The organism is Streptomyces kronopolitis (assembly GCF_050953795.1).
Taxonomy (GTDB): Bacteria; Actinomycetota; Actinomycetes; order Streptomycetales; family Streptomycetaceae; genus Streptomyces; species Streptomyces kronopolitis_A.
Window position 1 is genome coordinate 6,024,578 of sequence record NZ_CP191850.1, and the last position, 13,429, is coordinate 6,038,006.

General features: G+C 70.2%; 5 protein-coding genes and 1 tRNA gene. 5 read left to right on the forward strand and 1 reads right to left on the reverse strand.

The annotated features are described in order from the left end of the window. Positions 1-51: 51 nt before the first annotated feature. The gene (locus ACQP17_RS26725; protein WP_433858537.1) at positions 52-729 is read left to right on the forward strand and encodes a DegT/DnrJ/EryC1/StrS family aminotransferase; all 678 of its coding nucleotides are present in this window, start codon (positions 52-54) and stop codon (positions 727-729) included. 62 nt (positions 730-791) lie between these two features. After that, positions 792-864 (forward strand) — tRNA-Thr (locus tag ACQP17_RS26730). Positions 865-1,040: 176 nt separating this feature from the next. Here ACQP17_RS26730 and ACQP17_RS26735 read toward each other — a convergent pair. After that, on the reverse strand, positions 1,041-3,713 hold the full coding sequence (locus tag ACQP17_RS26735) for a SpoIIE family protein phosphatase (protein ID WP_433858538.1): 2,673 nt from the start codon (positions 3,711-3,713) through the stop codon (positions 1,041-1,043). Positions 3,714-3,975: 262 nt separating this feature from the next. Between ACQP17_RS26735 and ACQP17_RS26740 the strand changes: the two genes are divergently transcribed. The 3 genes from ACQP17_RS26740 to ACQP17_RS26750 all read left to right on the forward strand — a co-directional run bounded on the left by ACQP17_RS26740 (position 3,976) and on the right by ACQP17_RS26750 (position 13,295). After that, positions 3,976-9,510: a HAMP domain-containing protein gene (locus ACQP17_RS26740; RefSeq protein ID WP_433858539.1), complete on the forward strand. Its 5,535-nt coding sequence runs from the start codon at positions 3,976-3,978 to the stop codon at positions 9,508-9,510. A gap of 255 nt (positions 9,511-9,765) precedes the next feature. After that, a complete protein-coding gene (locus ACQP17_RS26745) occupies positions 9,766-10,425 on the forward strand; it encodes a response regulator (RefSeq protein ID WP_189096215.1) in 660 nt (219 codons plus the stop codon). 92 nt (positions 10,426-10,517) lie between these two features. Then, complete coding sequence (locus ACQP17_RS26750) at positions 10,518-13,295, forward strand: DNA translocase FtsK (protein WP_433858540.1); 2,778 nt, start codon at positions 10,518-10,520, stop codon at positions 13,293-13,295. Positions 13,296-13,429 lie beyond the last annotated feature (134 nt).

Here is a 13,429-nt window from a genome sequence, read left to right on the forward strand (position 1 = left end):
AGGGTGGTGGGCGTAACTCGACGTTCATCTCAGCTGACCAGGATCCGTTTCATGCGGACAGTGGGAACGCTCAAGTCGGCCGGTGTACGTGCTGGTGACGAGGTCGTGGTGCCGGCCTACGGCAACGCCGAGGTGGCCCGGGCCGTGGTGGAGCTGGGCGCGGTGCCGGTCTTCGCCGATATCGATATCGACAGCTACTGCCTCGATCCCGCCGCGGTGGCCGACGTGGTCACCGGACGGACCGCCGCCGTCGTGGCCATCAACCGGTTCGGGCGGCTGGCGGACGCCGGCTGGATCCGTGAAGTGGGCCAGCGGCACGGTCTGTTGGTGCTGGTGGACGACGAGCCCGGGGCCCGCGCGGAGGGCTTGGAGCTGCGCCGGGAGCAGGCGTCGTACCTGGACGGCAAGCTGCGCGGGGTCTGGACGCCGACGCCGGCCGCGGGGCACACCTATGAGCAGTACGTGGTGCGGGTGCCGGGGAACGGGCGGCCGGACCGCGACGCCTTCGCGCGTGCCCTGCGGGCCAAGGGAGTTGGCTGCAAGGTGCCCGTACTGGCGCCCGTGTACCGGATGCCGGGGCTGCGGCGGGACGTCTTCCTGCCGCAGACGGAGCGGGCGGTGGACGAGACGCTGGCGCTGCCCGTGCACGCGGAGATGTCGCGGCGGGACCTGCACAAGATGGTGAGCGCCTGCAATGCGTTGGGCGGATTGCTGCAGCCGGCCTTTTAGCCGCGTGTGGGGGACGGTTCGAATCTGCCGCGGAGTTGGGGTAATATCTTTTCTGTTGCCGCGCCCCAATAGCTCAGTCGGCAGAGCGTCTCCATGGTAAGGAGAAGGTCTACGGTTCGATTCCGTATTGGGGCTCAGAGAACGAAGGCCCCCGCCTTATGGCGGGGGCCTTCGTCGTATGCGGACGCGGTCCGCGCCGGGTTTTCGTTCTTCATGCTTGCCGCGGGCCGGATATGACGGGTCGTGAGGATACGGTCCGCGGGGTGGTGGCAAGCGGAGATCCACGTCCGCCTGCCACCAACTCCTTCGGGTCAGCTCGCCTGGGGCTCGGGGACGCGCAGGGCGAGGATGGCCATGTCGTCGGAGGCCGGCTCCGCGGCGAAGCGTTCCACGGCGCGCAGCACGCGGGTGGCGACGGCGCCGGCCGTCAGGCCCGTGCAGGTGGTCAGCACGTCGGTGAGGCCGTCGTCGCCGAGCATGCGGGTGCCCTCGCGGCGTTCGGTGACGCCGTCGGTGACGCACAGCAGGACGTCGCCGGGGTCGAGGGTGACGGACTGTTCGTAGAGCTCTAGGTCGTCCATGACGCCCAGCAGGGGCTGGGGTTCGGCGGCCGGTTCGACCGAGCCGTCCTGGCGCAGCCGGAGCGGCAGGGGATGGCCGGCACAGACGACCTTGAGCAGGGCGCTGCCGTCGTCCTGCGGCCACAGCTCGCCGTAAAGGAGCGTCAGGAAGCGGCTGCGGGAGCCCTCGTCGAGGATGGCGGCGTTCAGGCGTTCCAGGACGGCGGGGCCGCCGAGGCCCTCGCGGGCGAGGAGACGGAGGGCGTGGCGGGCGAGGCCGGTGACGGCTGCCGCTTCCGGGCCCGTGCCGCAGACATCGCCGATGGCGAAGCCGTAGGCGCCGTCGTGGATGGGGAAGAGGTCGTAGAAGTCGCCGCCGACCTCGTTGCCCTCGCCGGCCGCGCGGTAGATGACCTCGACCTCGACGCCGGGCACGGCGGGCAGTGGCTCCGGGGGCAGCAGGCTGCGCTGGAGGGACTGGCTGATGGCCGTGCGCTCGGAGTAGAGGCGGGCGTTGTCCAGGGCGAGGGCGGCCCGGCGGGAGAGGTCCTCGGCGAGTTCGAGGATCTCCTGGCGGAAGTGCTCCTCGGTGGGCTTGCCGAGGGTGAGCATGCCGATGACGCGGTTGCGGGCGACCAGCGGCAGCACGACGGTCTCCCCGCCGACCGCGGAGGCGGTGGCGAGAGTCGTGCCGGGGCCCGTGGAAGGGCGGGCCGAGTTGCCCAGGCCCAGGCTGCGCATCGAGGTCCGCAGTGCGGCGTCGTGCGCGGCGTCGCTGGGGGCGGTCCACACGCGTGCCCCGGGGGTGGGGACCGGCTCGGGCGGGTCGACCTTCGTCAGCAGGGTCTTGAGGCCGTCGATGCGGTCCTCGTCCTCGTGCAGGACGTAGGACAGCTCGGGCTCGGAGGCCTGGTCGGCGACGGTGTAGACCGCGCACCAGGTGGCGAGGGTGGGGACCGTCATCTGGGCCATCAGGGCCAGCGTCTGGTCGCGGTCGAGGGTGCCGGCCAGCAGGTCGGAGGCCTCGACGAGGAAGGAGAGCGAGCCGCGGCGCAGCTTTTCCAGCTCGGTCAGGCGGGCGCGTTCGACGGCGAGGGCGATGCGGTCGGCGGCGAACTGGAGGCGGAGCGCCTCCTCGTTGGTGTAGCGCCCCGCGCTCTCCGCGGCGACGCCCAGGGAGCCGGTGAGCCGCCCCTCGACCTTCAGCGGGACGGTGACGACCGAGCGCATGCCCGTGCCGCTGAGGAGCGGGACGGCGCCGGGCACGGCCGTGAGGTCCTCGTGGACGGCGGGCATCCGGGCGGAGCCGTAGCGTCCGGATCCGGCCTCCACGGGGACGCGGGCGAACCGCTGGCGGGCGGAGGGCAGGCCCGTGGAGGCGCGCACCTCCAGTTCGGTCTCGTCGTCGGTGGCCAGTAGGAGGTAGGCGGCGTCGCCGTCGAGCATGTCGCGGGCGCGCTCGACGGTGCGCTGGAGCAGGCCGTCGAGATCGTCGGGGGCCGGGGAGCCGATGAAGACCTCGAACGGGTCGGAGGGGCGTCCCTCCGCCTGCGCGGCCTGGGTGGCGGAGTCCGGCGCGGGGGTGCGCGGCGGGCTCTGCAGGATCGCCCGCTCGTGGTCGCGCACCAGGAGGCAGACCGTGGAGGCCTCGCCGTCGGCGTCGCGGACGCGCAGGTGGGAGGCGTAGACGGGGACGACGCGGCCGTCGGCGCCCCTTATGCCGTAGGAGCCCTCCCAGCGGGAGAGCTGGAGTGCCTCGGCGATGCCGGTGCCGGTGCCGGGGGTGTGCGGCCAGGCGGCGAAGTCGGTGAGCGGTTTGCCGATGACCTGCTCGGGGTCGTAGGCGAAGAGGTCCTGGGCGTCGTCGTTCCAGAAGCTGATGCAGCCGCCGCGGTCGATCTGGATCACCGCGACGCGTACCCGGGTGTCGGCGACCGGGAGGGCGTCCACGGGCAGGGCCGGGCCGGCGGAGCGGGTGCCGGCCGGGCGCTCGGGGAGGTCGAGCTGGAACCACACGTGCTTTTGTGCGGCGGTGTACTCGACGCCCCAGCGGGTCGCCAGCGCGCCGCACAGCAGCAGGCCGCGGCCGCCCTCGCGGTCCGGGTGGACGACGACCTGGCCGGCGTTCTGGAGCGGGATCTCGCGCTCGGGGTAGCGGTCGGCGACGGAGATCCGTACCCCTGTGTCATTGCGCAGACACAGGACATCGGCGGCGGTGCCGGCGTGCACCACGGCGTTGGTGACCAGCTCGCTGGTCAGGACGACGGCGTCGTCGACGATGTCGGCGCAGCCCCAGCCCTGGAGCGTGTCGCGGACGAATGCACGGGCAGTGGCGACCGAGCGCCCGACCGGCTCGAAGGTTGCGGCGGCCCGCGCGGTGATCACTGGTCTCCTCATGCGTGTGTCGGTGATCTGCTCCCCCATGGTCGCGGCGCCCCTCCGAATACCTGTTGTCGGTGTGCCACCGCCCGTGCTCGGGGGACGGGCCGGGTGGACAGCCGTATGCCAGGTTACTTACCTTCGCCGCACCCGAGGATGCCGGTCACGTGTGTTTCCGCCCCAATCGTGCCCTGGGACGGTGTGCGATGCTGCCGAACTGTTATGGCCTGGTTGAGCCATGGTGAAACACTGGGCAAGTATCAAGAGAAAGCCCGGGTAGAACGGTCGACCCTGCGGGAGGGACACGGTGGAGTCTGGCGCAGCGGCGCGGGGCGCAAGCACACGCGCGAAAGGCGGACGATCCCGGAACAACGGGACGACCGAGGTGGATACGGCTGCGCTCAATCGGCTGCTGGTCGCTTTGGTGGCCATGCGGGACGGGAACTTCCGCAAGCGGCTCACGGTTTCCGGCGAAGGCGTCATGTCGGAGATCGCCGCGGTCTTCAACGAGGTCGCGGACCGCAATCTGCATCTGACGGGCGAGCTGGCGCGGGTGCGCCGGGTCGTGGGGCGCGAGGGCAAGCTGACGGAGCGGCTGGAGGTCGGCGCCGCGGAAGGCTCCTGGGCCGCCGCCATCGACGCCTCGAACGCCCTGGTCGACGACCTCGTACGGCCTGTTTCCGAGGTGGGACGGGTGCTGTCGGCGGTGTCCGAGGGTGACCTGGAACAGCGGATGGATCTGCGCTCGCGCAGTTCGGACAGCTCTTCGGAGCACCCTCTGCGGGGTGAATTCCTGAAGGTCGGCCGGACCGTCAACGGGCTGGTCGACCAGCTCTCCGCGTTCACCGACGAGGTCACGAGAGTGGCCAGCGAGGTCGGCACCGAGGGCAAGCTCGGCGGCCAGGCCCGGGTGCGCGGAATGTCGGGTTCGTGGAAGGACCTGACGGAATCCGTCAACACCATGGCGTCCCGGCTGACGGCACAGGTACGTGACATTGCTCTCGTCACCACCGCGGTGGCCAAGGGCGATCTGTCGCGCAAGGTGACCGTGCACGTCGCCGGCGAGATGCTGGAGCTGAAGAACACCGTCAACACGATGGTCGACCAGCTCTCCTCCTTCGCCTCCGAGGTGACGCGCGTCGCCCGCGAGGTGGGCACCGAGGGCGAACTCGGCGGTCAGGCGCAGGTCCCCGGCGTCGCCGGGGTGTGGAAGGACCTGACGGATTCGGTCAATCTCATGGCCGGCAACCTCACCGCGCAGGTGCGCGGGATCGCGCAGGTCACCACGGCCGTCGCGAACGGCGATCTGTCGCAGAAGGTCACGGTCAGCGCACGCGGCGAGGTCGCGCAGCTGGCCGACACCATCAACACCATGACCGAGACGCTGCGGACCTTCGCCGACGAAGTGACGCGGGTGGCGAACGAGGTCGGCGCCGAGGGGCAGCTCGGCGGTCAGGCGCAGGTGCCGGGCGCGGCGGGGACCTGGAAGGACCTCACCGACTCCGTCAACACCGCCTTCCGCAACCTCACCGCGCAGGTCCGGGACATCGCGCAGGTGACGACGGCGGTCGCCAACGGCGATCTGTCCCAGACGGTCACCGTCGATGTGGCCGGGGAAATGCTGGAGTTGAAGAACACCGTCAACACGATGGTGGGTCAGCTCTCGTCGTTCGGTGCCGAAGTGACGCGCGTGGCGCGGGAGATCGGCGTCGAGGGTGAGCTGGGCGGCCAGGCGGCGGTCCCGGGCGCGGCGGGGACGTGGAAGGACCTGACGGACTCCGTCAACACCGCCTTCCGCAACCTCACCGGGCAGGTGCGCAACATCGCCCAGGTGACGACCGCGGTGGCCAACGGCGATCTGTCGCAGAAGGTCACCGTCGACGTCTCCGGCGAGATGCTCCAGCTGAAGAACACCGTGAACACCATGGTGGACCAGCTGTCCTCGTTCGCCGACCAGGTCACGCGGATGGCCAGGGACGTGGGCACGGAGGGCCGGCTGGGCGGTCAGGCCCGGGTGGACGGCGTCAGCGGCACCTGGAAGGAACTCACCGACTCCGTCAACTTCATGGCGGGCAACCTGACGTCGCAGGTGCGGCAGATCGCGCAGGTGACGACGGCGGTCGCCCGTGGTGACCTGTCGCAGAAGATCGACGTGGACGCGCGCGGCGAGATCCTGGAGCTGAAGAACACCATCAACACGATGGTCGACCAGCTCTCCGCCTTCGCCGAGCAGGTCACCCGGGTCGCCCGGGAGGTCGGTACGGACGGCCGGCTGGGCGGTCAGGCGCAGGTGCCGGGCGTCGCGGGTGTCTGGCGCGATCTGACCGACTCGGTGAACGGCATGGCCGGCAACCTGACGGCCCAGGTCCGCAACATCGCGCAGGTCGCCACGGCGGTCGCGCGCGGTGACCTGTCGCAGAAGATCGACGTGGACGCCCGGGGCGAGATCCTGGAGCTGAAGAACACCCTGAACACCATGGTCGACCAGCTCTCCTCGTTCGCGGAGCAGGTCACCCGGGTCGCCCGTGAGGTGGGCACCGAGGGCATCCTGGGCGGTCAGGCCGAGGTGCAGGGCGTCAGCGGGACGTGGAAGGACCTCACCCAGTCCGTCAACTTCATGGCGAACAACCTGACCTCGCAGGTGCGCAACATCGCCGAGGTGACGACCGCGGTGGCCCGCGGTGACCTGTCCAAGAAGATCACCGTCGACGCCAAGGGCGAGATCCTCGAACTGGTCACCACGGTCAACACGATGGTCGACCAGCTGTCGTCGTTCGCCGAGCAGGTGACCCGGGTTGCCCGCGAGGTGGGTACCGAGGGCCAGTTGGGCGGTCAGGCGCGGGTGCCGGGAGCCACCGGCATCTGGCTGGACCTCAGCGACAACGTCAACCTGATGGCCAACAACCTGACCATCCAGGTACGCAACATCTCCCAGGTCTCCGCGGCGGTCGCCAACGGTGACCTGACCAAGAAGGTCACGGTCGAGGCGCGCGGCGAGGTCGCGCAGCTCGCCGACACGGTCAACACCATGGTGACCACGCTGTCGTCGTTCGCCGACGAGGTCACCCGGGTGGCCCGTGAGGTGGGCACCGACGGCATCCTGGGCGGCCAGGCCCGCGTCCCCGGCGTCGCCGGTACGTGGAAGGACCTCACCGAGTCCGTGAACTCGATGGCCAACAACCTCACCGGCCAGGTCCGCAACATCGCCATGGTCACCACCGCCATCGCCAAGGGCGATCTGACCAAGAAGATCGACATCGACGCGCGGGGCGAGATCCTCGCGCTGAAGACCACCATCAACACGATGGTCGACCAGCTGTCGTCCTTCGCCGAACAGGTCACCAGAGTGGCCCGTGAGGTGGGTACGGAAGGCCAGCTGGGCGGTCAGGCGCAGGTGCGCGGCGTGGCCGGCACCTGGCGGGACCTGACCGAGTCGGTGAACGAGATGGCCGGCAACCTGACGCGTCAGGTGCGGGCCATCGCCGCGGTCGCCGCGGCGGTCACCCTCGGGGACCACAACGTGCGCATCGACGTGGACGCGGCCGGCGAGATCCTGGAGCTCCAGGACAACGTCAACACCATGATCTCCACGCTCCGGGAGACCACCCTCGCCAACGAGGAACAGGACTGGCTCAAGGGCAATCTGGCCCGGATCTCGGGTCTGATGCAGGGCCGGCGCGACCTCAAGGACGTCGCCACGCTCATCATGAGCGAGCTGTCGCCGGCGGTCTCCGCCCAGCACGGCGCGTTCTTCCTCGCCGCGCAGCCCGACAGCCGGGAGATCGGGGCTGACGGCGCCGAGGCGGGCGCCTACGAGCTGCGGCTGATGGGCTCGTACGGCTACGCGATGGGCGGCATGCCGACGACCTTCAAACCCGGCGAGACGCTGATCGGCACGGCCGCGGAGGAGGGGCGCACCATCCTGGTGGAGAACGTCCCCTCCGGCTATCTCAAGATCGCCTCCGGGCTGGGCGAGGCGCCGCCGGCCAACGTGATCGTGCTGCCGGTGCTGTTCGAGGACAAGGTGCTCGGCGTGATCGAGCTGGCCTCCTTCCAGCCGTTCACCCAGATCCAGAAGGACTTCCTCAGCCAGATCGCCGAGATGATCGCGACCAGCGTCAACACCATCTCGGTCAACACCAAGACCGAGGTGCTGCTCAAGCAGTCGCAGGAGCTGACCGAGCAGCTCAAGGAGCGGTCGGGCGAGCTGGAGAGCCGGCAGAAGGCGCTGGAGCTGTCCAACACCGAGCTGGAGGAGAAGGCCGAGCAGCTGCGCGCGCAAAACCGCGACATCGAGGTGAAGAACACCGAGATCGAGGAGGCGCGCCAGGTTCTGGAGGAGCGTGCCGAACAGCTCGCGGTCTCCATGCGCTACAAGTCGGAGTTCCTGGCGAACATGTCGCACGAGCTGCGGACGCCGCTGAACTCCCTGCTGATTCTGGCCAAGCTGCTGGCCGACAACGCCGAGGGGAATCTCTCCCCCAAGCAGGTCGAATTCGCCGAAACCATCCATGGCGCCGGCAGCGACCTGCTTCAGCTGATCAACGACATCCTGGACCTGTCCAAGGTCGAGGCGGGCAAGATGGACGTCAGTCCGACGCGGATCGCGCTGGTCCAGCTCGTCGACTACGTGGAGGCCACGTTCCGGCCGCTGACCGCGGAGAAGGGACTCGACTTCTCCGTACGGGTCTCCCCGGAGCTGCCGGCCACCCTGCACACCGACGAGCAGCGGCTGCTCCAGGTGCTGCGCAATCTGCTCTCCAACGCGGTGAAGTTCACCGACAGCGGCGCAGTCGAGCTGGTGATCCGGCCGGCCGGGGCGGACGTCCCGGTGGCCATCCGGGAGCAGCTGCTGGAGCACGGCTCGCTGCGCGACCCGGACGCGGACATGATCGCCTTCTCGGTCACCGACACCGGCATCGGCATCGCCTCCAGCAAGATGCGGGTCATCTTCGAGGCGTTCAAGCAGGCCGACGGCACGACCAGCCGCAAGTACGGCGGTACGGGCCTGGGCCTGTCCATCAGCCGCGAGATCGCCCGGCTGCTGGGCGGCGAGATCCACGCAGCGAGCGAGCCCAACCGAGGCTCCACCTTCACGCTCTACCTGCCGCACAACCCGGGCGGGCTGCCGCCGCAGGGCTACCCGCAGCTGGTGGCCGGCGGGCTCGCGATGGACGCGGAGGCCCGTGAGACGGAGGTCGGCCGGGAAGAGGCCCAGGAACAGCAGGAGTTCGAGCAGGGCTCCGGCGGCAGTCTCAACCGGCGCCGCCGCCGGGCCGTTTCGGGCCCCCCGCGGCGCTTCGAGCTGCCCGGCCGCCCGGCGGCCCCGGCCGCGCCGCAGGAGGCGCCACAGGCCCCCCAGGCGCCCCGGACGCCGTCCCGGCCCGCCGCCGCCCCGCAGCCCGCGGAGGAGCCCTGGCTCGGCAACGGCCAGGACCTGGTGGATCCCGTCTTCCAGGGCGGCTTCCACGGCGAGAAGGTGCTGATCGTCGACGACGACATCCGCAACGTCTTCGCGCTCACCAGCGTCCTGGAGCAGCACGGGCTGTCGGTGCTGTACGCGGAGAACGGGCGCGAGGGCATCGAGGTGCTGGAGCAGCACGACGACATCGTCCTGGTCCTGATGGACATCATGATGCCGGAGATGGACGGCTATGCGACGACGGCGGCGATCCGCCGGATGCCGCAGTTCGCCGGGCTTCCCATCATCGCGCTGACCGCGAAGGCGATGAAGGGCGACCGCGAGAAGAGCATCGACTCGGGGGCCTCCGACTACGTGACCAAGCCGGTGGATACCGATCATCTGTTGTCGGTCATGGAGCAATGGATGCGCGCGGAGTGACGGAGCGTCCAGTATGGAGGCGAAAGAGGATCATCGCGTGCTGACTCAGTGTTGCCGTGGACGTGTGGAAGCCTGGTATTCGGGGAACCTTCTGGTCCCTGTCTGCGTTTCTGCTACGTGCACAGTGACATCGCGGTGACAGGGTGTGGCGACAGACGGGGTGCAGCTACCATGACCGGCACAAGGACGGGCGGCGTGACGGAGTCGTCCCCTGGGGCGGCGTCCGGTGCCATGCCGGGGCGAGGAGGACGGGCCATGGTGCAGAAGGCCAAGATCCTCCTGGTCGATGACCGGCCGGAGAATCTGCTGGCGCTGGAGGCGATCCTCTCTGCGCTCGATCAGACACTGGTGCGGGCATCGTCCGGGGAGGAAGCGCTCAAAGCACTGCTCACGGACGATTTCGCGGTGATTCTGCTCGATGTGCAGATGCCGGGGATGGACGGATTCGAGACCGCGGCGCACATCAAGCGCCGGGAGCGCACCCGCGACATCCCGATCATCTTCCTCACGGCCATCAACCACGGCCCGCACCACACGTTCCGCGGTTACGCGGCCGGTGCGGTGGACTACATCTCCAAGCCGTTCGACCCGTGGGTGCTGCGGGCCAAGGTCTCGGTGTTCGTCGAGCTCTACATGAAGAACTGCCAACTGCGCGAGCAGGCCTCCCTGCTGAGGCTGCAGCTGGAGGGCGGACGGCCGAGCGCCGACGAGGCGAAGGAGTCGGCGGGGCTGCTCGCGGAGCTCTCCGCGCGGCTGGCCGCGGTCGAGGAGCAGGCCGAGGCGCTGTCCAAGCAGCTGGACGAGACGGCGGACGCGGCGGCGGTGGCCACCGCCGCACATCTGGAGCGCAAACTGACCGGGCTGCGCAGGGCGCTGGATGCCCTGGAACCGGGGTCGGGCAGCGCCGCGGGGTGACTGACGCCCTTTCATGAGACGGGCGCGCGACACGTTCGGGTGAAGCGCCGTGCGCTCGTATCATGCCCGCGTTCGCCTGTAATCTCGTCGTCATGGCCTCACGTACGTCCGGCAAGGGAACCCAGAGCTCGGCGGGACCCTCGAAGCAGCGCGCCGGACGGACCGCGGGCGCCGCCAAGAAGACCGCAGCCAAGAAGGCGGCCCCCAGGCCGCCGGCGAAGAAGACCGCCGCGAAGAAGGCACCGGCCAAGAGGGCGCCCGCGAAGAAGGCAGCCCCCAGGCCGGCGCCCTCACCCACCGGCGGCGTCTACCGCCTGGCCCGCGCCTGCTGGCTGGGCCTCGCGCACGCCATCGGGGCGATGTTCCGCGGCATGGGCCGCGGCGCGAAGAACCTCGATCCGGCGCACCGCAAGGACGGCCTGTCGCTGCTGCTGCTCGGCCTGGCACTGGTCATCGCGGCCGGGACCTGGTCCAACCTCAGCGGCCCGGTCGGCGACCTCGTCGAACTGCTGGTGACCGGCGCGTTCGGCCGGCTCGATCTGGTCGTGCCGATACTGCTGACCGGCATCGCCCTGCGTCTCATCCGCCATCCCGAGCGGCCGGAAGCCAACGGCCGGATCGTCATCGGGCTGTCGGCACTGGTCGTCGGCGTGCTGGGGCAGGTCGCGATGGCCTGCGGGTCGCCGGGCCGGGACGACGGGCTGGCCGCCATACAGGACGCCGGCGGCTATCTGGGGTGGGTGGCGTCCAAGCCGCTGATCTTCACCGTCGGACAGACCCTGGCGGTGGCGCTGCTGGTGCTGCTGACCGTCTTCGGGCTGCTGGTGGTCACCGCGACGCCGGTGAACGCCATCCCGCAGCGGCTGCGGGCGCTCGGCGTCAGGCTGGGCGTGGTGCACCCGGCGGACGCCGGGGTGGACGGCTACGGGGCCCCGGAGTACGAGGACTACGCCGACGAGTGGCGCGAGCAGCCCGCGCGCGGGGCGCGCCGCAGCGCCGCCGCGAGCACCGCAGCCGACCCCGACGCGATAGAGGAAGCGGCCCTGGCCAAGCGGCGCCGTCCGCGCCGGGCCTCCGCCCAGCCCGCCGAGGACCGTCCGCTGGACGCGGTGGATGTCGCCGCCGCGGCCGCCGCCGCGCTGGACGGCGCGGTGCTGCACGGCGTCCAGCCCTCCCCGCTCGTCGCCGGCCTGAGCAGCAGCGTCTCCGGCGAGATCCGCGGCCGCGACGGCGAGGACAGCGCGGGGGAGAGCGGCACGGTGCCGCCGGCCCGCGGCGCCGACCGGACGGCCGCCGCGCCCGAGCACACCCCGGCGGTCCCCGACTTCACCAAGGCCCCGCCCGAGCCGTCCGGCGATCTGCCGCCGCGCGCCGAGCAGCTCCAGCTGGCCGGCGACATCACCTACTCGCTGCCCTCGCTGGACCTGCTCGCGCGAGGCGGCCCCGGCAAGACCCGCAGCGCCGCGAACGACGCCATAGTGACCTCGCTGACCACCGTCTTCCAGGAGTTCAAGGTCGACGCCGCGGTCACCGGCTTCACCCGCGGCCCGACGGTCACCCGCTACGAGGTCGAGCTGGGTCCGGCCGTCAAGGTCGAGAAGATCACTGCGCTGGCCAAGAACATCGCCTACGCCGTGGCCAGCCCCGACGTCCGCATCATCAGCCCGATCCCCGGCAAGTCCGCCGTCGGCATCGAGATCCCCAACACCGACCGCGAGATGGTCAACCTCGGCGACGTGCTGCGGCTGGCCGACGCCGCGGGCGACGAGCACCCGATGCTGGTGGCGCTCGGCAAGGACGTCGAGGGCGGCTACGTCATGGCCAACATGACGAAGATGCCGCACGTCCTGGTGGCCGGCGCCACCGGCTCCGGCAAGTCCTCCTGCATCAACTGTCTGATCACCTCGGTGATGGTGCGGGCCACCCCGGAGGACGTGCGGATGGTGCTCGTCGACCCCAAGCGCGTCGAGCTGACCGCCTACGAGGGCATCCCGCATCTGATCACGCCGATCATCACCAATCCCAAGCGCGCCGCCGAGGCGCTCCAGTGGGTGGTCCGCGAGATGGACCTGCGCTACGACGATCTCGCCGCCTACGGCTTCCGGCACATCGACGACTTCAACGAGGCGGTGCGGGCCGGCAAGGTCAGCTCGCCCGAGGGCAGCGAGCGCGAGCTGGCGCCGTACCCGTATCTGCTGGTCATCGTGGACGAGCTGGCGGACCTGATGATGGTCGCCCCGCGCGATGTGGAGGACTCCATCGTCCGCATCACCCAGCTCGCCCGCGCCGCCGGTATCCATCTGGTGCTCGCCACCCAGCGCCCGTCCGTCGACGTCGTCACCGGCCTGATCAAGGCCAATGTGCCCTCCCGCCTCGCGTTCGCCACGTCCTCGCTCGCCGACAGCCGGGTCATCCTGGACCAGCCGGGCGCCGAGAAGCTGATCGGCAAGGGCGACGGCCTGTTCCTGCCGATGGGGGCGAACAAGCCGGTCCGCATGCAGGGCGCGTTCGTGACGGAGGAGGAGGTCGCGGCCGTCGTCCAGCACTGCAAGGACCAGATGGCGCCCGTCTTCCGCGACGACGTCACCGTCGGCACGGCGAAGAAGAAGGAGATCGACGAGGACATCGGTGACGACCTGGATCTGCTGTGCCAGGCCGCTGAGCTGGTGGTTTCCACCCAATTCGGGTCGACGTCGATGCTCCAGCGCAAGCTGCGGGTGGGCTTCGCCAAGGCCGGGCGGCTGATGGACCTGATGGAGTCGCGGAACATCGTCGGGCCCAGCGAGGGGTCCAAGGCGCGCGACGTCATGGTGAAGCCGGATGAATTGGACGGAGTGCTGGCGGTGATCCGTGGGGAGGCTAGCGAGTAGCACAGATTTCCGGGCCGCGCGCACGGGCGCAGAAGGCAACCGTTTCTCCTGCCAAGACGTCAAGTTGAGGGAGATGAGCAAACGATGCTCCACCACCGCACCCCACGGCACCGCCGATGGCGTTCCGATGGCGT